15 protein-coding genes are annotated in these 22,485 nt (G+C 72.9%); 5 read left to right on the forward strand and 10 right to left on the reverse strand.

Annotated elements, in window-relative coordinates; translation table 11 throughout:
- Positions 1–1,575: DUF6777 domain-containing protein (locus AC069R_RS25075; protein ID WP_478769060.1), on the reverse strand; the 1,575-nt coding region annotated here is incomplete at its 3' end.
- A 100-nt stretch (positions 1,576–1,675) separates the two neighbouring features.
- On the opposite strand from AC069R_RS25075, the gene AC069R_RS25080 reads away from it, so the two are divergent.
- Positions 1,676–3,097, forward strand: coding sequence for a lipase maturation factor family protein (locus tag AC069R_RS25080; protein WP_478769061.1), 1,422 nt, complete (start codon positions 1,676–1,678; stop codon positions 3,095–3,097).
- 33 nt (positions 3,098–3,130) lie between these two features.
- Here the strand turns inward: AC069R_RS25080 and AC069R_RS25085 are convergent, their stop codons facing one another.
- Complete coding sequence (locus AC069R_RS25085) at positions 3,131–6,145, reverse strand: alpha-mannosidase (RefSeq protein ID WP_478769062.1); 3,015 nt, start codon at positions 6,143–6,145, stop codon at positions 3,131–3,133.
- A 193-nt stretch (positions 6,146–6,338) separates the two neighbouring features.
- Here AC069R_RS25085 and AC069R_RS25090 point away from each other — a divergent pair, with 193 nt between their 5' ends.
- Entirely contained in the window at positions 6,339–7,685 is a 1,347-nt protein-coding gene (locus AC069R_RS25090; protein ID WP_478769063.1) for an amidase, read from the forward strand.
- A 53-nt stretch (positions 7,686–7,738) separates the two neighbouring features.
- Here the strand turns inward: AC069R_RS25090 and AC069R_RS25095 are convergent, their stop codons facing one another.
- Entirely contained in the window at positions 7,739–7,912 is a 174-nt protein-coding gene (locus tag AC069R_RS25095; protein ID WP_397982779.1) for a hypothetical protein, read from the reverse strand.
- Between the two features lie 487 nt (positions 7,913–8,399).
- Between AC069R_RS25095 and AC069R_RS25100 the strand changes: the two genes are divergently transcribed.
- A complete protein-coding gene (locus tag AC069R_RS25100; protein ID WP_478769116.1) occupies positions 8,400–8,792 on the forward strand; it encodes a hypothetical protein in 393 nt (130 codons plus the stop codon).
- Between the two features lie 39 nt (positions 8,793–8,831).
- On the opposite strand, the gene AC069R_RS25105 is transcribed toward AC069R_RS25100, so the two are convergent.
- The 4 genes from AC069R_RS25105 to AC069R_RS25120 all read right to left on the reverse strand — a co-directional run bounded on the left by AC069R_RS25105 (position 8,832) and on the right by AC069R_RS25120 (position 15,642).
- Complete coding sequence (locus tag AC069R_RS25105) at positions 8,832–10,358, reverse strand: SDR family NAD(P)-dependent oxidoreductase (RefSeq protein ID WP_478769064.1); 1,527 nt, start codon at positions 10,356–10,358, stop codon at positions 8,832–8,834.
- Between the two features lie 561 nt (positions 10,359–10,919).
- A complete protein-coding gene (locus tag AC069R_RS25110) occupies positions 10,920–12,251 on the reverse strand; it encodes a wax ester/triacylglycerol synthase family O-acyltransferase (protein WP_478769065.1) in 1,332 nt (443 codons plus the stop codon).
- Between the two features lie 144 nt (positions 12,252–12,395).
- A complete protein-coding gene (locus tag AC069R_RS25115) occupies positions 12,396–14,717 on the reverse strand; it encodes a GH92 family glycosyl hydrolase (protein ID WP_478769066.1) in 2,322 nt (773 codons plus the stop codon).
- A 166-nt stretch (positions 14,718–14,883) separates the two neighbouring features.
- Positions 14,884–15,642 (reverse strand): (2Fe-2S)-binding protein, encoded by a 759-nt coding sequence (locus AC069R_RS25120; RefSeq protein ID WP_478769067.1) that lies wholly within the window; start codon positions 15,640–15,642, stop codon positions 14,884–14,886.
- A gap of 261 nt (positions 15,643–15,903) precedes the next feature.
- Here AC069R_RS25120 and AC069R_RS25125 point away from each other — a divergent pair, with 261 nt between their 5' ends.
- Positions 15,904–16,932: a DMT family transporter gene (locus AC069R_RS25125; protein WP_478769068.1), complete on the forward strand. Its 1,029-nt coding sequence runs from the start codon at positions 15,904–15,906 to the stop codon at positions 16,930–16,932.
- Here AC069R_RS25125 and AC069R_RS25130 read toward each other — a convergent pair.
- The gene (locus AC069R_RS25130) at positions 16,922–17,920 is read right to left on the reverse strand and encodes a M23 family metallopeptidase (protein ID WP_478769069.1); all 999 of its coding nucleotides are present in this window, start codon (positions 17,918–17,920) and stop codon (positions 16,922–16,924) included. The genes AC069R_RS25125 and AC069R_RS25130 overlap by 11 nt on opposite strands.
- Before the next feature lie 270 nt (positions 17,921–18,190).
- Between AC069R_RS25130 and gndA the strand changes: the two genes are divergently transcribed.
- The gene (gene gndA, locus AC069R_RS25135; protein WP_478769070.1) at positions 18,191–19,630 is read left to right on the forward strand and encodes an NADP-dependent phosphogluconate dehydrogenase; all 1,440 of its coding nucleotides are present in this window, start codon (positions 18,191–18,193) and stop codon (positions 19,628–19,630) included.
- A gap of 734 nt (positions 19,631–20,364) precedes the next feature.
- Here the strand turns inward: gndA and panD are convergent.
- Positions 20,365–20,784, reverse strand: coding sequence for an aspartate 1-decarboxylase (gene panD, locus AC069R_RS25140; RefSeq protein WP_478769071.1), 420 nt, complete (start codon positions 20,782–20,784; stop codon positions 20,365–20,367).
- Positions 20,785–22,010: 1,226 nt separating this feature from the next.
- Entirely contained in the window at positions 22,011–22,328 is a 318-nt protein-coding gene (locus tag AC069R_RS25145; RefSeq protein WP_478769072.1) for a hypothetical protein, read from the reverse strand.
- Between the last annotated feature and the right edge of the window lie 157 nt (positions 22,329–22,485).

The raw sequence follows: 22,485 nt of genomic DNA on the forward strand, positions 1-22,485 counted from the left end.
AACCATCCGAGAACCGCGAGGCGTCACACGCGGCATGCCAGACGCGCCAGCCGACAGCGACCCCACACCAGCCGCACGCGGAGACGCGGACACCGCAGCCATCCGGGAACCGTGGGCGGTCGTACCCGGAGTGGTGGACGCGGCGGCCACCCCGGTACGGCCGTCGCCCGTACCGGAAGTCGCGGACGCGGCGGGCGCCCGAGTGCCCTCACCGGTCGTACCCGAAGTCACGGACGCCCCGGCCCTCCTGGGCCCGCCACCGCTTGTACCCGGAGTCGCGGAGGCGGCGGGCACCCGGCTGCCTTCGCCGGAGGTGCCCGGAGTCGCGGACGCGGTGGGCGCCCGACCGCCCTCGCCGGTCGGGCCCGGAATGGTGGGCCGATCGGCGGCCCGGTTTCCGCTCCCGGTCGCAGCGCCGGGCGCAGCGGTCACCCGTCCGTCCGCCCCGTGTCCCCCGTGTCCAGCGGTCGCGGCGGGGTGTGGGCCGGTGTCCGGTTTGTCGCCGGGGTGGGGGGCCGTGGCCCGTTTCGCGGACCTCGGGCTGCGCTCCCGCTGTCCCTTGCCGCTCCCGTCCGCACGGCCCCCGTGTCCTTCGTCCCGCCCGTCATCGCGCCCCCGCCGCGGTGCCACCCGCCCGGTGTCGATGAGCGCTCCCCCGATCTCGCCCGTCGCCGTGCCCGACCGGCTTGCCCGTGGGCTGGGGTCCCCGGTGTCCGGCCGGGGCGAGGGGGGCAGGCCGGTGTGTCCCGGATCGGGGGGCGAGGTGGCGGAGACGGGCGGCGGGGCCACGAGACGGTCGCGGCGGACGTCGGGCCCGATCCGGCGCTGGATCCAGGTGTTCGTCCCGGCGTCCAGCAGGATGAGGCTTGACACCGCCTGGGGCGCCGGGGTCACCACGATGACCTGGGCCGGCCGGTAACCCGACCAGCCGGTGCCGCGCGCGCCGACCCCGCCGCGGGCCTCCTCGGGCGGGCGCAGCGGGTTGCCGCAGGCGCACCGCACCCGCGGCAGGCCCCGGTCGTCGACCAGCACCGCGGTGCCGGCCTGGAGCACGGCCTGGTACCCGTTCGTCCGCCCGTCGCGGTAGCCGTAGGTGGTGACGCGGGTGTCGGCGCGCAGCAGGACCGGGGTCAGGGCGCGCAGATAGCCGGGCAGATCCGTACGGGGGGCACCGGCCGCGTGGGCGAACGCGTCCGAGCGGGCGGGGTCCGCGGTCAGGTCGCCGATCTGCCGTTCGACATCGCACTCGGCGACGCGGACGCGACCGCTGTAGAGGCCGGGGGTGCCGCCGGACAGGACGCGGGCCGCCGACAGGGGGGCCACGGCGAGACCCGCGGGCGGCGCGCTGACGTCGGCGGTGCGCACGGTGGCGGACGGCCGGGGCATGCCGAGGCCCGTGCGGCCGGTCGCCGTGGAGGCGGTGAAGGGGCTGGGCCCCTGCTCGGCGGCGGGCTGGAGGAAGACCTCCTCGCCCAGTTGAGCCTCTTTGACGGCGGCGCCCGCACACCCGGTGAGGAGCAGCGCCACCGACAGCAGCACGCAGGCCATGACCATCGATCCGGTGGGTATGCGCACCGTGCACTCCGCATCACTGTGGGTGAATTATCCCTATTATTTGCGTTGTCCCCGTTTCGCTGGCAACTCGGGGGGATCGGCGCGAGGGAGACGAACGGTCGTGGACTGGTTCACCGCACCCGACTACTGGCTGAGCCGGCTGGTCCTCCAGCGGGCGCTGGCCGCCGTGTACCTCGTCGCGTTCCTCGCGGCCGCCCTCCAGTTCCGGGCGCTGCTGGGCGAGCGCGGCATGCTGCCGATCCCGCGTTACGTGGCACGGGTCCGCTTCCGGCGGGCGCCGAGCCTGTTCCAGCTGCACTACTCCGACCGGTTCTTCTCGGCCATGGCGTGGACGGGGTGCGCGGTCTCGGTGGCGCTGCTCGCCGGGGCGGACGCGCTGCTGCCGCTGTGGGCGGCGATCGTGCTGTGGCTGGTGCCGTGGGCGCTGTACCTGTCGATCGTGAACGTGGGCCAGACCTGGTACGCGTTCGGCTGGGAGTCGCTGCTGCTGGAGACCGGTTTCCTCGCCGCCTTCCTCGGCAACGACGAGGTGGCGCCGCCGGTGCTGGTGCTGTTCCTGCTGCGCTGGATCCTGTTCCGGGTGGAGTTCGGCGCCGGGCTGATCAAGCTGCGCGGCGACGCGTGCTGGCGCAAGTTGACCTGCCTCTACTACCACCACGAGACCCAGCCGATGCCGGGCCCGCTGAGCTGGTTCTTCCACCATCTGCCCAAGCCGCTGCACCGGGTGGAGGTCGCCGCCAACCATGTCACCCAACTCGTGGTGCCGTTCCTGCTGTTCACGCCGCAGCCGATCGCCTCGGCGGCCGCCGCGCTGATGATCGTGACCCAGCTGTGGCTGGTGCTCTCCGGCAACTTCTCCTGGCTGAACTGGATCACCATCGTGCTGGCGGTCTCCGCGCTGCGGCTCCCGGCGACGGCACCCGCCCTGCCGGCCGCGCCCCTGTGGTACGAGATCGTGGTGTCGGCGCTGGCCGCGCTGCTGCTGTTCCTCAGCTACCACCCGGTGGTGAACATGGTCTCCCGGCGCCAGGTGATGAACCGCTCCTTCGACCCGCTCCACTTGGTCAACACCTACGGCGCGTTCGGCAGTGTCAGCCGGGTGCGCTACGAGGTGGTCGTGGAGGGCACCCTGGACGAGGTGGCGCGGGAGGACTCGGACTGGCGGGAGTACGAGTTCAAGGGCAAACCCGGTCAACTGCGCCACTGGCCGCGCCAGTTCGCGCCGTACCATCTGCGCCTGGACTGGCTGATGTGGTTCGCCGCGCTGTCGCCCGCGTACGCCGGGGAGTGGTTCGGCGGCCTGGTGGAACGCCTCCTGGAGAACGACCGCGCCACCCTGCGCCTGCTGCGCCGCTCCCCCTTCCCGCCGGACACCCCGCCCCGCTACGTCCGCGCCCGCCTCTTCCGCTACCGCTACACCAGCTGGCGGGAGTTGCGGGAGACGGGGGCGTGCTGGGACCGGACGTTCGTACGCGAGTACCTGCCGCCGACCCGGCTGGCCGCGACGGCGGAGAGTCCGTGAACCGCTCACTCGCCCATAGGTACGGCTCGGGGTTCAGGGCCTGCGCAGTCGCAGCGTCATCAGTTCGAACGGGCGCAGCCGTACGGTGATCCGCTCGTCCTCGCGGACCGGTTGCGGGGCGTCCGCGAGCGGGCGTTCCAGGAGGTCGGTCACCGTGAGGCCGCTGAACGGGAAGCCGGCCGTCAGGGTGGGTCGGGCCCGGCCGCCGTGGGCCTCGTGGAAGCGGATCACCACATCGCCGCTGCCGTCGTCGGCGAGCTTGACCGCCGTGACGACCACCGCGTCGTGGTCCACGGTGACCAGCGGGGCGATGTCGCGGGCGCCGGTCGTCCGGCGTTCGGGCAGATTGATCCGCCAGCCCTCGCGAACGGCGTCGGCGATCTTCGCGCCGGGGACGAGGGCGTGCCGGAAGCGGTGGACGCCCTGGTCGGTCGCCGGGTCGGGGAAGCGCGGGGCGCGCAGCAGGGAGGCGCGGACCGTGGTGGTCGTAGCCCGGTCGCCGTCGGTCCGTACGGTGCGGGTGACGTCGTGTCCGTACGTCGAGTCGTTGACGAGGGCCACACCCCAGCCGGGCTCCTCCAGGTGGACGAAGCGGTGGTTGCAGGCCTCGAACTTGGCGGCCTCCCATGAGGTGTTGGTGTGCGTGGGGCGGTGGACGTGCCCGAACTGGGTCTCGGACGCGTACCGTTCGGCGTGCAGGTCGAGCGGGAAGGCCAGCTTCAGGATCTTCTCCGTCTCGCGCCAGTCCACCTCCGTGTCGATCACCAGCCGCCGCTCCCCCGGCGGCAGCGAGAACACCTGGGTGGCACGGGAGTCGCCGAAGACGCGGACGATCCGTACCGAGGCGCCGTCCTCGCCGATCCCGATCTCCTCGGCGTCGGTGAGATCGGTGACGGTGTTGCGGTAGAAGGAGTCCACGTCCCACGCGTCCCACATGTTCGGCAAGTCCGGGTGGAGTTGGAGGAGGCCGGCCGCCGTGCCGGGGGCGACGGTCTCGCGGTCGGCGGCGAGGTCGCGGGCACAGACGACGAGGCCGCGGGTGTCGATCTCGATGTGCAGCAGCCCGTTGTCGAGCATGTACCCGCCCGCCGCGCGGGGTTCGGGCCCCGTCCCCGGCCCCGTGGCGGGCCGGGTGCCGGCGCCGCCGGCCGGTACCCCGTCGTGTGCGTGCGGCGCCGAATTGAACACCAGTTCGCGGTTCCCGTCTCCTGCCAGCGCCCGCTGCGCCCCGGCGATGATCGCCTCCAGTTCCCCGGCGATCCGCGCGTAGGTCGCCCGTGCCTCCCGGTGCACCCAGGCGATGGAGGAGCCGGGCAGGATGTCGTGGAACTGGTGCAGCAGGACGGTCTTCCAGATCCGGTCCAACCCCTCGTAGGGGTAAGGGTGTCCGGTGCGCACGGCCGCCGTCGCCGCCCACAGCTCGGCCTCGCGCAGCAGGTGTTCGCTGCGCCGGTTGCCCCGCTTGGTCGCGGCCTGGCTGGTGAGGGTGGCGCGGTGCAGTTCCAGGTACAACTCGCCGACGCATACGGGCGGTTCGGGGTATTCGCCCGCCGCCTGCGCGAAGAAGGCGGCCGGGGTCTCCCAGACCACGGTGGGCGAGCCCTCCAGATCGCGCAGCCGGGCCGCCCTGCCGGCCATCTCGCGGGTGGTGCCGCCGCCCCCGTCGCCGTAGCCGGTGGGCGCGAGGGAGCGCCGGGCGCGGCCCTTTTCCCGGAACGTGCGGGCGGTGTGGGCGAGTTCGGCGCCGTGCAGGGCGCAGTTGTAGGTGTCGACGGGCGGGAAGTGGGTGAGGATCCGGGTGCCGTCGATGCCCTCCCAGTGGAAGGTGTGGTGCGGGAAGGTGTTCGTCCTCGACCAGGAGATCTTCTGGGTCAGCAGCCACTTGGCGCCCGCCGCCCGGATGATCTGCGGCAGGCCGGCCGCGAAGCCGAAGGTGTCGGGCAGCCACACCTCCTCGTTCTCGATGCCGAACTCCTGGAGGAAGAACCGCTTTCCGTGCACGAACTGCCGGGCCATCGCCTCCGAGCCGGGCATGTTGGTGTCCGACTCCACCCACATCCCGCCGGCCGGCACGAACCGTCCCTTCGCCACCGCCTCGCGCACCCGGTCCCACACCTCGGGCCGGTGCTCCTTCAGCCAGGCCCACTGCTGGGCCTGCGACATGGCGAACACGAACTCCGGCTCGGTCTCGATCAGCGCGGTCATGCTGGCCGCCGTACGGGCCACCTTGCGCACCGTCTCGCGCAGCGGCCACAGCCACGCCGTGTCGATGTGCGCGTGCCCGACGGCGCTGATCCGGTGGGCGGAAGGGGCGGCGGGCGCGGACAGGACGGCGGTCAGCCGGTCGCGGGCGCGGGCGGCGGTGCCGTTCACGTCCTGGAGGTCGAGGGCGTCCAGGGCCCGTTCGACGGCGCGCAGGATGTCGTACCGGCGCGCGGAGTCGGCCGGCAGCTCGGCCATCAGTTCGCCGAGCACCTCCAGGTCGAGGACCAGTTGCCAGACGGTCTCGTCGAAGACGGCGAGGTCCATGCGGGTGAGCGTGTACTGCGGCGCGCTGCCGGCGGTGTCCTTGTCGCCGAGGGGGGTGGGGCCCGGCCCGAAGACGAGCGGGTTGGCGGCGGCCTCGATGTGCAGCCGCACCCGCTCGCCGCCCGCGACGGGGGCCCCGATCCGCACCCACTGGTTGCGCGGGTTCAGGCCCTTCACCGGGGTGCCGTCGGGCCGGTAGACCAGGCCCTCGCACTGGAATCCGGGCAGGTCCTGCTCGAAGCCGAGGTCGAGCAGGACCTCGACGGTCCGGCCCGCCCAGCCCTCGGGCACGGTCCCGGTCACCCGGAACCAGCTGGTCCCCCAGGGGGCGCCCCACCGGGTGCCCACCCCGACCGGCTCCGGCTCGGCGGCCAGCCCCTCGGCGACCGGCACGGGCTCGCCGGGCGCGTGCCACACCGCGACCTGGAGGGGAACGGACTCGGGATACACGGCGGGGCGGACGCGCTCGGCCAGGACGCGGCGCAGGCGGTCTTCCACCAGAGTGCGGTCGTCATGCATGCGGGATGCTTCCTGCTGGGTTCCGGCGTTCAGGCTCACGTGGACGGTTCGTCGGGCTCGCTCTCGGACGCGCTGAGGAACGCATTCCCCTGTGCCGGCCGCCGGACCCTCGACGTACCGGACTCGACGGGGCACAGTTCTCCCTGCCCCTGTGTGTACCGGCGAGTAGCCGACGAGTGACCGAAGGAGTGCCGTGGGGAACTGGGCCGGGCGGAGCGCCGCCGACATAGCCGCCGCCGTGCGGGAGAAGCGGGTGACGCCACGGGAGGTGGTGGCGGAGCACCTGGCGCGGATCGAGCGGTACGACGGGCGGATCGAGGCGTTCCGCACCGTACGGGCGCGGGCGGCGCTCGCCGAGGCGGACGAGGTGGGCGCGCGCGCCGAGCTGGCCGGGCTGCCGCTGGCGGGCGTGCCGGTGGCGGTGAAGGACAACCTGGCGGTGCGCGGCGAGGCCCACCGCGACGGCTCCGCCGCGACCCCGGACGCCCCGGCGGCCGAGGACCATGTCACGGTGGCGCGCCTGCGGGCGGCGGGCGCGGTGGTGGTGGGCCTGACGAACGTGCCCGAGCTGTGTGTCTTCGGCACCACCGAGGGCCCGTACGGCGCCTCGCGCAACCCCTGGGACACCACGCGGACGGCGGGCGGCTCCTCCGGGGGCAGCGCCGCCGCCGTGGCCGCGGGGTTCGTGCCGCTCGCGCTCGGCAACGACGGCATGGGCTCGCTGCGCATCCCGGCGGCGAACTGCGGCCTCGTCACCCTGAAGCCGGGGTCCGGGGTGGTGCCGGCGGGGATCGGCAACGGGGACTGGTTCGGCATGTCGGAGAACGGCCCGCTGGCCACCACCGTCGGGGATCTGCGGCTGATGCTGGGCGTGCTGGCCGGCCGGGACTTTCCGGCCGCCGCGGAGCCCGCGCGGCGCACCATCGCGGTGGCCCTGCGCAATCCGCTGCCCGTGGCGGGCGTCGGCCGGCCGTACGCGGGCGCGGTCCGGCAGGCGGCGGGGGCGCTGGCGCGGGCGGGCCACCGGGTGCGCCGGGCGGAACCGCCGTACCCCCTGACGATGGGCGTGAGCGCGCTCAAGCACTGGACGGCGGGTACGGCGGTGGACGCCGAGGGCCTGGACGCGGCGCGGCTGGCCCGGCGCACCCGCGTGCACGCGGCGATCGGGCGGCGCTTCGTCGGCCCGGTGCGCACCGGCACCGAACGGGAGCGGCTGCGCGCCCGGTTGACCCCCTTCCTCACCGAGCACGACGTGCTGCTCACCCCGGCGCTGGCCCGCCGCTCCCCCGCCGCCGGGCCCTGGCACCAACGCGGCTGGCTGCGCAACGTCCTCGCCAACGCGGCGTACTCGCCCTTCACCCCGCCCTGGAACCTGACCGGCTGGCCCGCGATGTCCGTCCCGGTCGGCGCCCTCCCCTCGGGCGCTCCCGCCGCCGTGCAACTGGTGGGCCGCCCCGGCACGGAGGCCGTGCTGCTGGAACTGGCGGAGGAACTGGAGCGCTTGCTCCCCTGGCGCCGTACGGCTCCGCTGGGCTCCTGACGCACCACGGCGGTGCCCGGTGCGGGCACCGCCGTCCGCTCTCGGGAGCGGGGTCAGTCCACGCTCGGCAGGATGTGGGGTTCGGCCAGGTCCTCCTCGTAGCCCGCGAGGCGGATGGGGGCGGACCGGGCCCACACGTCGAGGCTGCCGAGTTCTCCGGGCCGGCGGCCCGGACGGTCCAGGTTCTCTTCGGGGCGTTGCTCGCGTTTCGTCTTCTCCGGTGTCACCGCGCACTCCTTATGTGTCGGGTCACCCTCGGGGCGTACCGGACAATCTGCGCTCCGGCGCTCGCCGCCCGCTCGGGTCTGGAGGGAAGGCCAGTTCGGGCGCGGTGGCGCCGGTACTTCGAGTGGAGCGGGCCGATGATCGCCGGCACGCTCCCGAACGGGACGAAACGGGTGTGGGTAGGACCCCTTTTCGCTGTCCGTCCACCCCAGATTAACCAAATGAGCGGACTGCCGCTCGATAGGGAGTGCAAACAAGGGGTAACTATCGCGTTTCGATGAGCAACCCAACACCGTCCAATATGCAGCTATACATAACAAAGCGCCTCGCGGAGACGCCGGTCGACAGCTGGTCGATATCACCCGTTCGGTCTACGCAACGCAGCTCGCGACGCAGCTCGCGACGCAGTTCAAGTGCCGTTGGCCGGGCCGCAAGCTCACCATGGTCTGCTTGGCGCCCGACACGGCCCTGGCGCGGAAGGACGGACGCATGGAGCTGCGCAGCGTGGAGGAGCTGATGGACCTGCTGCACGCCGGGCGGCCCCAGCACGCGCTGCGGACCGCCGCACTGCTGCGCCGCGGCCGACCGGCCGACAAGGAGCTCCAGGTGGCGGGGCTGGTCCAGGGCATCGGACCGCTGCTCGCGCCGGGCGACGAGGCGGACTCGGCCCGCCGCGCCGCCGCGGCGGTACGGCCGCTGCTCGGGGAACGGGTGTACCGGCTGGTGCGCGGGGACGCGGGCGCCGAGGAGGACGTCCTGCGGCTGCGTCTGGCCCGCGAGGAGGGCCGCACCGCGGGCTTCGGCGCCGGGGTGCTGGAGGACTGGCGCACGGTCCTGGAGCTGGTCGCCGCCCGCCACTGCCGGCTCGACGCGGTCGACTGACCTCCGGGGCGGAACCCGGAGGTCAGCGCGCGGCGCCGGTCACCACTTGCCGGGCGCGTAGTCCTTGAGGAAGACGCCGTACACGTCGTCGCCCTCCTCGCCGCGCACGATCGGGTCGTAGACGCGGGCCGCGCCGTCGACCAGGTCGAGGGGCGCGTGGAAACCGGCCTCGGCCAGGCGCAGCTTGTCGTAGTGCGGGCGCTCGTCGGTGATCCAGCCGGTGTCCACGGAGGTCATCAGGATGCCGTCGGTGTCGAACATCTCCTGGGCGCTGGTCCGCGTCACCATGTTCATGGCCGCCTTCGCCGCGTTGGTGTTCGGGTGCCCGGCGCCCTTGTAGCCGCGGCTGAACACTCCTTCCATCGCCGAGACGTTGACGACGTACGACCGTCCGCGCGCCGCCTTGCGGGCCGCTTCGGCCATCGCCGGGCGGAGCTTGCTGATCAGGATGAACGGCGCCGTGTAGTTGCACAGCTGGGTCTCCAGCAGCTCCACCGGGGAGATCTGCTCGATGGACTGCACCCAGGTGTTGGTGTCCACGACGTCCGGGACGAGGCCGCCCGCGTCGATCGCGGTGCCGTCCAGGTGCCGGGCGACGCTGGCGTTGCCCGCGACCAGCGCGAGGTCGGCGACCTGCTGCGCGTCCAGGCCCGGCCGCGCCTCCAGGGCGCCAACGCCGGTGGGCAGCGCGGCGATGCCGTCCACGGCACCGGAGTTGAAGGCGCCGATCACCTCGTGGGCGGGCAGCTCACCGGCGGGCAGCGGGGCGCTCTCGCCCTCGACCAGCGCGGCGTACGCCGAGGGCAGCCGGCGTACCGTCTGCGTCGCGTTGTTGATCAGGATGTCCAGCGGGCCCGCCTCGGCGACCCGCTCGGCCAGGGTCACCGCCTGCGCCGGGTCGCGCAGGTCGATGCCGACGACCTCCAGGCGGTGCAGCCAGTCCGCGGAGTCCTCCATCGCCTTGAAGCGGCGGATGGCGTCCTTGGGGAACCGGGTGGTGATCGTCGTGTGCGCGCCGTCCCGCAGCAGCCGCAGCGCGATGTACATGCCGATCTTGGCACGGCCGCCGGTGAGCAGGGCGCGCTTGCCGGTGAGGTCGGCGCGGGCGTCCCGCTTGGCGCGGTTCAGGGCGGCGCACTGGGGGCAGAGCTGGTGGTAGAAGTAGTCGACCTCGACGTAGCGGGTCTTGCAGGTGTAGCAGGAGCGCGGGCGCTGGAGTATGCCCGCGATGCGGCCGGGCTCGACCTTCGAGGAGGGCAGGATGCCCTCGGTCTCGTCGTCGATGCGCTCGGCGGAGCCGGTGGCCGTGGCCTCGGTGACCGCGCGGTCGTGCGCGGTCTTGGCGGCCCGGCGCTCCTGGCGGCGGCGCTGCTTGACCGTCCGGTAGATGTGCGAGGTGGCCCGGCGCACCCGGATCGCGTCGGGGTGGTCGACGTCGATGGTGTCGAGCTCCTCCAGCACGCTCAGGCAGACGGCCAGGCGCTCGGGGTCGATCCCCGGACCGTGGACGACCTCTTCCGCGGCCATGGGGTCGGTGGCCCTGGGGCCGTCTTCTGTCACCGTCATCGCGCTGCCGTTTCCCTGATCCCGCGCAGCGCTCCGATTCGCGCCACCTTTCGAACGCGGAATTTTACGGAGCGGCGGCCCCGTGAGCCAAACCCGAGTCGATCACGGACGCTCCGCCGCGACCACGGACGCCCCACGGGCACCGCCAGTCCCGTGAAAACGGCTCCCGCCCGCCGCGGCGCCGCCCTTCGCCGCCGTTCCCTTGGCCGCCGCTTCCTTGTCCGCCGCCTCCCCGGCCGCCGAGTCCCCGGCCGCGGCCTTCCTGGGCGGCGTTTTCCCGGCCGCGGAGGACTCCGGGGCCCGGAGCGGGTGGGCGAGGCGCGGGCGGAGGCGCGGGCCGCCCGCGAGGCGGGCCTGGCCTCTTCCGGGCGGCCACCGCGGTCTTCCCGGCCGCCGTAGCCTTCCCGGTCGCCGCCTTCTTCGCCGGCGTCTTGTTGGCCGCCGTCTTCCTCGCCACCGGGTGGGCGGCGGCCTCCTCGGCCCCGCCCGTCTGCTCCAGGACCGGCTTCACGGCGGCTCCCTTCCCGGCCGCGGCCTCGGGTGGCTTCCGTGTCGTGACGGTCAGCACGCGCAGGCCGCCAGCAGCGCCGCCACCTCCGCCGACACCGCGTGCGCGAACCGGTCGAGGTCCGGGACGGCCGCCGCGTCCGCGACCAGGCCGTAGTGCACCCGCCCCCGGTACGTCGAGATGGCGACCGCCAGCGACTGGCCGGGCGCGAGCGGGGCCAGCGGGTAGACCTCGGCCAGCTGGTGGCCGCCGAGCCGCAGCCCGACGCCGGGCAGCGGCACGCTGGTGACCAGGATGTCGAACCACAGCCGCGCGGCCTGCCCGACGAGCGGTCCGCCGAGCCGGTGGCCGAGCGCGGGCACGTGGTCGGCGAGCAGCGCGACCGCGCCGGCGCCCCGGTCGGGGCCCGCGTCCTTGTTGCGGACCATCGCGGTGCGCACGGCGGCGAGCCGGCCGAGCGGGTCGGGCTCGTCCACGGGGAGCCGTATCAGATAGCCGGAGAGCCGGTTGCCGGGTGGCTGGGCGGTGCGCGGGCGGCGCCGGGAGACGGGGATCAGGGCGCGCGGCGCCACCCCGGTGCTGCCGTCGCCGCGTTCGTCGAGCCAGCGGCGCAGCGCCCCGGCGACGACCGCGATGAGGACGTCGTTGACGGTGCCGCCGGCCGTCTTGCGCACCCGGTGCACATCGTCGATGTCCAGGACGACACCGGCGGTGCGGCGGGTGCCGCTGGGCGGGGAGGCGAGCGCGGTGCTGGGGCGCATCCGCAGGGTGGACAGGGCGAGCGAGGCGCCGATGTCCAGGGCTCGGCCCACCTCCGAGAAAGCGCCTTTGACCAGGCCGGGGAGCAGGCCGGGCAGCTCGCGCACGTCCGGCAGGGCGCGGCGGGGCGGCTCGGCGGGGCGGGGCGGCCGCTCGGGCATGTCCACCGGATCGAGGACGCCCGCGGCGAGCTTGAGCGCGCGCAGCCCGTCGGCGAGGGCGTGGTGGAACTTGAACAGCACGGCGAAGGAGACCCCGTCCTCGCCGGGCAGCACATGCGCCTCCCAGGGCGGCCGGTCACGCTCCAGCGGGCGTTCCATCAGCCGCCCGGCGGCCGCGTGGAATTCGCCGGTCGGGGCGTGCAGCCGTACGTGGTTCAGCGGGTCGAAGTCCGGGTCCGCCTCGCGGGCGGCGCCGCCGAAGGCGAGCGGTCCCCAGACGTCGCGGATGCGCAGGCGGAGTCCGGGGACGGCGGCGGCGCGGGCGGCGAGCAGGTCGGCGGCGTGGGCGCCGGCGGTGGGCGAGTGCGCGGCGAAGACGCCGAGCGCGCCCAGGTGCATGGGGTGCCGGTCGGACTCGATGTTCCAGAAGGCCAGGTCCAGGGGAGCGAGCAGATCGGAGGTCACGGGCTTGCCTCGCGCGTCGGCGGAAGGGAACCTCAGTCAATCCCCGTCCGCCGATTACGGTCAAGTTCGATCGATATACGCTCAGTTAACAACGGATAAAGTCCCGCCCCGCCGAACGGGGCGGGACTCAGGAGACATCTGAGGTCACTTCAGTACCGGGGGCGCCGCCTGGGCCGACGTACCCCACCCTGACGGGCGCGGGCCGACCGTGAACGCCAGCGAGCGCAGGGAGCGCAGCGCACGCGTCGTCAGATACGTCCGCCCGTGGGCCCTGCCGTCGACGCGCACGCCCTGCACATAGCGGTCGGCGGCCGAGGTGCCCGGCGCGGTGACGGTCAGTGTGCCGCTCGGCCAGTAGTGGCGGTCCAGGGCGAGGTCGACGCGGTCGAACACCGGCGTGGACAGGCCCCAGGTGTCGTAGCCGGGCTGGATCGGGAACAGCCCGATGGACGACAGCACGTTCCAGGCGGACATGGTGCCGAGGTCGTCGTTGCCGGTCATGCCGGTGGGGCCGTCGGTGAACAGGGTCAGGGCCGCGTGCACCACGTCGGTGGTCTTCCAGGGCTGGCCGGTGGCGAGGTAGGTGTAGGGCGCGATGAGGTCGGGCTCGTTCATCGGGTTGTAGACGGCCGCGTTGTAGTAGGCGTACGGGTCGCCGTGCACCCACACCTCGCGGGCCGTGCGGGCCGGGTCGGCGAGCAGCCGGTCGTAGGCGAAGAAGGAGTCGAGCCGGGCGTTGGCGGCGCGCTTGCCGCCGATCAGCCGGACCATGCCGGCCAGGTCCTGCGGGACCAGCCACTGGTACTGCCAGGCCGTGCCCTCGTGGAAGCCGGTGCCGAGCGCCGGGTCGGGGGAGCCGGTGAAGGCGCCGGAGAAGTCGCGGGCCCGGAAGAAGCCGGTCGAGGGGTCGAAGATGGTCCGGTAGTCACGCGAGCGGGCCGCGTACCGGGCGGCGTCCGCGTCATGCCCGAGGCCACGGGCCATCTGGGCGAGCATGGCGTCGGCGAGGGCGTACTCCAGGGTGACCGAGGCGCCGTGGTGGTAGTCGGAGTCGCCCATCTTGGCGAGTGGCCGGTCCTTGTCGAAGGGGGCGAAGCCGTTCTTGACGTACTCGGCGTTGGCCTCCCGCCCGATCCCCGGATTGGCGGCGGGCGGCACCCCGTCCGCGTTCTTGCGCAGCGCCCGGTAGGCCCGCTCCTCGAACCCCTTCAGCAAGCCCATCTGATAGGCCGTGGTCAGGAACGGGGTGACCGGGTCGCCGCTCATCACGTTCGTCTCGACCGGCCCGTAGCCCCACTTGGGCAGCCAGCCGCCGTCCTCGTCGATCGCCACCACCGAGCGGGCCATGTCCCGCGCCTCGCGCGGCGCGAGCAGGGCGAGCAGCTGGGCCTGGGTGCGGTAGGTGTCCCACAGCGACCAGTTCTGGTAGTACGTGAACCCGCGCGCCCGGTGCACCCGCCGGTCCCAGCCGAAGTAGCGGCCGTCGGCGTCGCCGCCGATGTTGGGCGCGAGGTAGGACCGGTACAGCGAGGAGTAGAACGTACGGCGCAGGGTGTCGCCGCCGCCTTGCACCCGCACCGCCGCGAGGCGCGCCTCCCACCGCTCGCGGGCCGCCCGGCGCACGGCGTCGAAGGACCGGCCGCCCTCGGCCCGCAGATTGCCCGCCGCGCCGTCCGGGCCGACGTACGACAGCGCGGTGGTCGCCTCGACCGTCCGGTCCCCGGTGGTGTCGAAGCGGACGTAGGCACCGCCGCGTCCGCTGCGCGAGCCCGCGGTGACGGTGGCGCCGTCCCAGGTGCCGTAGGCGGTGAAGGGCCGGCTGAAACGGGTGATCGTGTAGACCGTGTACGGACCGGTGTCCCGGCAGAAGCCGTGCCCGGTGATCTCGGTGCGCACGGTGCGGTCGTCGAGGATCTCCACCTTGCTGCCGCTCGTCTTGTGCAGCGACTGGGCCGCGTTCAGCAGGACGTTGGCCTTGGTGGTGGCGGGGAAGGTGTAGCGCTGCACCCCGGTGCGGGCGGAGGCGGTCAGTTCGGCGCGGATGCCGGAGGCGAGGCCGACGCGGTAGTAGCCGGGGCTCGCCGCCTCGTCGGCGTGCGAGAACGCGGTCGCGTACGTGGCGTCGTCGGTCTGTGCGACATCGCCGGTGGTGGGCAGCACGGGCAGGTCGCCGCCGATCCGGCAGCCCACGCCCGACAGGTGGACCAGCGAGAAGCCGCGGATCCGGCTCTGGGTGTAGTCGTAACCGGTGTTGTGCCCGGTGTCGGGCGAGAGCTGCACCATGCCGAAGGGCACGGCGGCGCCGGGGAAGGTGTTGCCCTCGTCCTGGCTCCCGATGAAGGGGTTAACCAGGTCGGTGAGGTGGCCGTCGGTCCGCTCGGTTGCTCCCGCGGCGGGGGTGGCGACCAGCGCGGACGCCGCCATCACCCAGGCCAGGCACAGCCGTGTGCGCCGGGTCCCTCTCATGTCGGATGACCTCCGGAGGTTCGACATCGTTGCCTGCATCGTGGCGGCCGGATGCCGGGAAACCGGGCATTGCGCGACGGGAGGGGGTAAACGCGTCGCGGAGATTGTTATGTGACGGAGTGTAAGAAAGCCGGGCTCGGCGGGGCGGCATCCCGGCGCGGACGGGTCAGCGAGCGGTCCCTTCTCCCTTGCCCGGTACGGCGGTTGGGGAGCGGGGTGCGGCCGGGGGCCGGGGGAAGCAGCAGTCGCCGCACACGCCGCCGCCGGGGACCCGGTAGTACAGGCAGCAGCTGCGGCGGCGGAAGGCGGAGCCGGTGCGGGTGCCGGTGGCCCGCAGCAGGGGGTGGCCGAAGAGTTCACCGGTGAGCGCGCGGGTGCGGGCCACCGCGTCGGAACGGCCGCGGGCGCGGGCCCAGCGCTCCAGTTCCCGTGCGGCTCCGGCGAGCGCGGAGCCCGCGTTGCCCCACAGCAGCCCGGCCGCGATCCCGTAATGGTCTCTCAGGGTCTCCCCCAGGGGCTCCAGATGGCCGCCCAGCACGGCGGCGGCGAGCGCGCCCGCGTCGCCGGGCCCCGGCCGGACTTCGGCGAGCCACAGGTCGTCGGGCGCGGACGCCTCGATGTCCCAGCGCAGCAGGCTCGGGCGCAGGTCGGGCAGCCGGCCGTACAGGACGGCGCAGCCGAGCGCGGCCGACCAGAGCCGGGCGGCCAGGCCCTGCTGGGCGAGGGAGGCGGCGACACGGGGTTCGGGGGTGCCAAGGCGGCGGGCGACGAGGGCCACGCGTGCGGTCAGGGGCCCGTCGGGGCCGTCCGGCGCGTAGGCCGCCGCGAGGGTCGGGAGCCCGGAAGGGTCCCCCTCCGGGGCCGTGCGCAGGGCGAAGAAGGGACCCGGCGGGCGCAGGGCGGCGAGTTCGGGGTCGAGGTCCACGAGGACACTCGTACCAGGCCCGTTCGCACCCCGGACGGCCGGGGCTCCCCCTGGGGTAACCCACCTCAGGGATGATCACCGTACCGGTGTACTCCATCGGCAGTAGGACGCATTGCGTGCTCAGGGACGACGACGGAAACGGCGCGGGCGGGCAGAGTGTGGACCATGGAAGCCGACCGTAGACGGCACCGGGCCCGCGCCCTGTGCCGCACGCACAGGAGACGCCGATGAGCGTGAGAGGCCGATGAGCGGAAGACGCCGATGAGCGCCCTCGCGCTGTCCGTGTTGCTGTCGCTCGTCTCCGCGCTGGGCTACGCGGGCGGCGCGATCGTGCAGGAGCGGGTCGCCGTGTCCTCCCCCGGCAGCGCGTATCTGCCGCTGCGCAGGGCCGGTTGGTGGGGCGCGCTCGCGCTCAACGGCCTCGGCGGGCTGCTGCACGTGGTGGCGCTGGCCTACGGACCGCTGAGCATCGTCCAGCCGCTCGGCGCGCTGACCATCGTCTTCGCCCTGCCGCTGGCCGCGCTGTGCGTCGGCCGCCGGGCCGGGGCGACCGCCTGGCGGGGCGCCGTGATGGCCACCGTCGGGCTCGCGGGGCTGCTGTCCCTGGTCGGCTCCTCCCACGACCACGCGCTCGACGCCCCGCAGCGGCTGGCCGCCGCGGTGGTCACCGGCGGCGCGGTGCTGGCGCTGATGTGCGCGGGCCGGGCCGCCCACCGGCATCCCGCGGTGCGCAGCGTGCTGCTCGCCACGGCGTCCGGCATCGCGTTCGGCATGTCCTCGGTGTTCACCAAGTCCGCCACGGTCGGCTGGGACGGCGGCCCCGGCTCCTCCGGCACCCTGTTCTCGCTGGCGCTGATCGCCGTCTTCTCGGTCGCCGGCGTCCTGCTCTCCCAGGCCTCCTACGGGGGCGGCGGCCTGGCCGCGCCGCTCGCCACCCTGACCGTCGTCAACCCGGTGCTGGCCGCCGCGGTCGGCATCCTCATGTTCGGCGAGACCTTCCGCCACGGCACGACGGGCACCCTGCTCGCCCTGGGCTGCGGGGTGCTGGCGGCGGGCGGGCTGATCATGCTGACGACGGAGCGGATGGAGGAGACGGGGACGGCGGCCCCGGAGCCTTCGGCCACCGGCACGGTGATCGCCTCGGTACCGCGGCAGCGGGTCGACGGGGAGGACGTACGGGTCCCCGCGGACGCGGACGGACGAGTGCCCGCGGAGCCGGGCGAACCGCTCGGGGAACCGGACCTGCGGGAGACGATCCACCACCGGCGGCGGCCGCAGGTCAGATCCTGACGCCGTGGGCCCGCAGGTAGGCGAGCGGGTCGACGTCCGTGCCGAAGCCGGGTCCCGTGCGCACCTCGAAGTGCAGATGGGGCCCGGTGACATTGCCGGTGGCCCCGGAGCGGGCGATGCGCGCGCCGGCGGCGACGTGCTGCCCGATCCGCACGGAGATGGCCGACAGGTGGCCGTACTGGGTGTAGTGCCCGTCGGCGTGCCGGAGCACCACCTGGTAGCCGTACGACCCGCCCCAGCCCGCCGCCACGACTTCCCCGGCCTCGGCCGCGTGCACGGCGGTTCCGGTCGGCACGAGGAAGTCGACGCCGGTGTGGTAGCCCTTCGACCAGTAGGGGCCGGGCACGCGGTACCCGGTGCCGATGGCCGCGTGGACGGGGGCGACGACGCCGTGAGCGCTCGCCCCGGTCTTGGCACTCTTGGCACTCTTGGCGTTCTTCGGGCTCGTGGTGCTCCTGGTCTGGTGGTGGACCTTCGGCTTCGCCGGGTGCGAAGTCGGCTTGTTCTTCGCGGAGTTGGCGGGTCCGGCTGGCGCCTTCGCGGGGTGCAGGGCGAGTCGCTCGCCCGGCAGGATCAGGTCGGGGTCGTCGCCGACGGTGGCGCGGTTGCCCGCGTAGAGCGCGCGCCAGCCGCCCCGGACGTGGTGCTCGCCGGCGATGCCCGAGAGGGTGTCGCCGTGGACCACCGTGTACATCGTGGTACGGCCGGCCCGTGACTGGGGAGTGGTCCCCGGGCGCACGTCACGGGCGGCGGCGTCGAGCGCCTTTCCGGGAACGGGGTCGCGGGTGCCGTCCTGGGAGCCCGTGCGGGAGCCGGTCTCGGCGCCGGTACCGGTGCCGGTGTGGGTGGCCGCCCCGGTGGCCGTTCCCGTGGCTGTCCCCGCGGCGAACAGCGGGAGCGCGAGGCCCGCGCCGCCAGCCGTGACCGTGAGCGAGACGCGGTTGATCCTGTTCGGCTGATACCGGCGGTGCCGGCCACTCAGGGCCATACGCGAGGTCCCCTCATGCGTCAGGAGGGGCAAAACTATGCGCCGCGAACATGCCATGACAAGACGGCGTTTCGGCCGTCGGGGGACGTCAACCGGCCATGATCGTACGGCCGTTGGGCAGAAGCCCACCGGGGCTGCGCGGCCGGGTTCCGCGCCCCGGACCCGAGGATGGCGAGTCTGATGTGCGCTCGCCCAGGGGTCACGTCAGGATGGGCGGGGACCCGTACCCGACGGGGGACGTACTCACCAGGCGATCAGGGAGCAGGCGGTATGAGCACTTCAGCGCAGATCGGCGTCACCGGCCTCGCGGTCATGGGCCGCAATCTCGCCCGGAACTTCGCGCGCAACGGCTACACGGTCGCGTTGCACAACCGCACGGCGTCGCGGACGCGGGATCTGGTGAAGGAGTTCGGGCAGGAGGGCGACTTCATCGCGACCGAGAGCGCCGAGGAGTTCGTGGCCGCTCTGGAACGACCGCGCCGCCTGATGATCATGGTCAAGGCCGGTGACCCCACGGACGCGGTGATCAAGGAGTTCGCGCCGCTCCTTGAGCCCGGCGACATGATCATCGACGGCGGCAACGCGCACTTCGCGGACACCCGGCGCCGGGAACGCGAGCTGCGCGAGCAGGGCATCCACTTCGTCGGCACCGGCATCTCCGGCGGCGAGGAGGGCGCGCTGCACGGGCCGAGCATCATGCCGGGCGGCTCGAAGGAGTCGTACGCCTCGCTGGGCCCGATGCTGGAGAAGATCTCCGCGAAGGCGAAGGACGGCGCGCCCTGTGTGACCCATGTGGGGGCGGACGGCGCCGGGCACTTCGTGAAGATGGTGCACAACGGCATCGAGTACGCCGACATGCAGCTCATCGGCGAGGCGTACCAGTTGCTGCGGGACGTGGCGGGCTACACGCCGGCGGAGATCGCGGACATCTTCCGCACCTGGAACACCGGGCGGCTCGACTCGTACCTGATCGAGATCACCGCCGAGGTGCTGTCCCACGTGGACGCGGCGACCGGGAAGCCGTTCGTGGACGTGGTGGTGGACCAAGCCGAGCAGAAGGGCACCGGCCGCTGGACCGTTCAGATCGCGCTGGACCTCGGGGTACCGGTCTCCGGCATCGCGGAGGCCGTCTTCGCCCGCTCCCTGTCCGGCCACGCCGCGCTGCGGGCGGCCTCCCGCCATCTCGCCGGTCCGCGGCCGGCGCCGCTGAGCGGGGCGGAGGCGGGGGCCTTCGCGGACCGGGTGGAACAGGCGCTGTACGCCTCCAAGATCGTGTCGTACACGCAGGGCTTCCACGAGATCGCGGCGGGCGGCGAGGAGTACGGCTGGGACATCGATCAGGGCGCCGTCTCCGCCATCTGGCGCGCCGGCTGCATCATCCGGGCGGCGTTCCTCGACCGGATCCGCGCCGCGTACGACGCCCGCCCCGATCTGCCGAGCCTGCTGTCCGACGAGACCTTCGCCCGCGAGATCGCGGCGGCCCAGGACGACTGGCGCGAGGTGCTGGCCACGGCGGTCCGGCAAGGGGTCCCGACGCCGGGCTTCGCGGCGGCGCTGTCCTACTACGACGGGCTGCGCGCCCCCCGGCTGCCCGCGGCGCTCACGCAGGGGCAGCGGGACTTCTTCGGTGCGCACACGTATCGGAGGACGGACCGGGAGGGGGCGTTCCACACGCTGTGGGGCGGGGATCGGAGTGAGGTTTCGGCGTAGGGGGTTCGCGGGGGTGGGGGCCGCCGGGGTGATGGGGGCCGGGGTGGCCCGTAAGGGGTGGGGCGCCCCTTAAGGGGTGGGGTGCCCCTTAAGGGCTGGAGTTCGCCCTTAGGGGGTGGGACTTGCCCTTAGGGGGCGGGGCTTGCCCTTAGGGGGCGGGGCTTGCCCTTAGGGGTGGGGCTCGCCCTTAGGGGTGCGGGGGGTGGTTGCGAGGTGTGCCCAAGGGGGTGCGGGGAGCTGTGGTTGCGCGGCTGTGAGGTGGTGGCGTGGCTGGTCGCGCAGTTCCCCGCACCCCCTCGGGGCGCGTTGTCGCCGGGCCTTGTCAGGAGGTCAGGGGTGGGCCCGGTTCGGGGGACGGTACGGGTTCGGGGCCCGGCGGGATCGGCGAGGGGGACGGTTCCGGAGGGCCGGGGGCGGGTGGGGTCGGGCCGGGTCCCGGCGGCTGGGGGGTCGGCTGCGGGCCAGGACCCGGTGGCTGCGGGGTCGGCGTCGGCTCAGGGCCGGGTCCGGGTCCGGGGGCGGGGCCCGGCTCCGGGGGCGGTACCGGGGTGGGGTACGGGTCCGGGGTCGGGGTGGGGCCGGGGGCCGGTGGGGCGGGGTCGGGGTGCGGGTTGGTCATCGCGTCCTCCGCGCGGTCGTCGGTGTCACTGGACGTCGCCTCTGGACTACTCCCGCCTACCCGACCACCGCCAGGCCACTCACCCGAGGACGGCGGCCGGGTGGGCCGACCGGGTTCAGGCCGGCACGGACCGCGGGCTGCGCCGCTGCTCGGTACCGGGGACCGGCTCGGACGGATCGGCACCGAGGGCCACGATCCGGTTGTCCGCGTCGACATGCACCACCCGCGGCGCCATCTCCCGCGCCTCGGCGTCGCTGACCTGCGCATAGCTGATGATGATCACCAGGTCACCGGGTTGCACGAGATGAGCGGCCGCCCCGTTGATCCCGACGACGCCCGATCCCCGCTCCCCCTCGATGACGTACGTCTCCAGCCGGGCACCATTCGTGATGTCCACGATGTGCACCAGCTCGCCGGGCAGCAGATCCGCCGCCTCGAGCAACTCGGCATCGATCGTCACCGATCCCACGTAGTGCAGGTCGGCCTGGGTGACGGTGGCACGGTGGATCTTGGACTTGAACATGGTTCGCAACATCGGGGCACTCCCAGAAGTAGGCTCCCTGCCTGCGTTTTTGCAGGTCAAGGGCTGTTTCCATACCCTACAACGAGTCGCGCGTTCGGGCAGCTTTCCCCAGGGTTTTTCAGGACTCATGCTGACCACTCGCTGACTTTTCTGACGCCTCGCCAGGCGACTGGAGGAGGGCTTCGCCCGCTCTCCCGTCCCCCGGCGGCGACGGTTCAAGCCTACGCAGCACCCCCCGAAGGCATCCGTGATGACCGTCACTCGGGCGTCCTGGAGGGGAGTCAGAGGCGGCGGCGCTCGACCGGGAGCCGGACCACGCACCGCCATGGGTCAGTTGACCGAAGCGCCTGCATATCGCCCAGGAGGTGCCGGCAGCCAAATTCTATCAACCATCCCGAGTGCCGAATGGCGCCGCCACATAGCAGCGAATCGCCGGTTAGCCAAACCGGCGATTCTCATGACCATGGAATAGCTCGTCCGGTGGCTCTCGGCGGTGGCACAGGTCGGGTGTAAGACATTCGAGATTCGGCCAGAGCAGAGCGCGAGCCGAGCCGCGATCACGCTTAGGTCGCGGCCGGCCGGAGCGTGGGCGGGTGACGAATACCGGGGGCTGCTGGTCGGCGGACGGTGTAACCGCCTGCCGCCGCGCCGACCCGTCCACCGGCTCGCTTTCCTCGACGTGCCCTGGAATACAAGGTGCGGAGGGCGATAAGGATGTAGGCGACGAACGCCCGCCCGGCCTTTGCCGAGCTTCGTCCTCCTCATCGTTGCCGGTCAGCCCGCTGACATCCTTCGGACTGCCGAGCGTGGATACAGCCAGCGCGAGAGGCGAAAGGACGGCCTACTCAAAAGAATAGGCCGCCACTCCAAATCAACGGATCACGTCGATACCCCCGGAATACGGCAGACTATCCTCGAAATCGCATGCCGCAACAGCCCGAAAAGGAGCCTTGCACAGAGCATCCAAGCACCTGCCGACAGCGTCCATGAATTCCGCTGCACTGCCCCCTGAAGGCTGCGTGCACTCAAGGACGGTTGGCCAGCAGACGAAATCGGAGCTGCGCACTGAGTCGATCTCGTAGTCGTTGTGTGCGACGTACAGCTCAAGTGCTGAAGTTTCGATCTTTCTGTACGTCTCAGCGCCGCCTCCGAGACTCTGTGCGACGCAATGAAAGATCGCTTCTCGGTTTTCCGAGTCGACGTAGATGGAGCAATCCAGGCTCACATCAGAAAAGCCGTCACTTGACGCCGATGAACGGTCCATTGTCGAAAGCTCCTCCCATCTTGATGATCGACACGTCAACGTGGTCCACTTCGTCGCCCAGAATGCCCCCCCGGCGCGCTTCCGCGACAGAAGGCGCCGTGCGCCTCTTCTCCGCGTAGATCTGTGTGAGGCGATCGATAGTGTCATCCTGCGTGCCGAAACCGCCCTCCTCGACCTGCTTACCCAGACCGTTGCGGAAACGGATCGTGTAGGGGTGCGGGCATCGGGTCGGCTTGGCGCAGCCGCAGTTCTTGAAGAACGACCCCATACCGCGAGCGAGCTGTCGAGCCACGTAGCGGACCTTCCGAGCGGGAGCAAGGCATCTGCGCCCTGGTGACCGCCGCGGCGGTCACCAGGTCAGCAAGGCAGGACGCTTCCGCGCCCGATGCTGACCATTTGCTGACCTGAGCGGTCCCATTATGCCTCTGACCTGCGCAAATGCCCAGATG

The sequence above is a fragment of the Streptomyces sp. NPDC043952 genome, assembly GCF_056435325.1.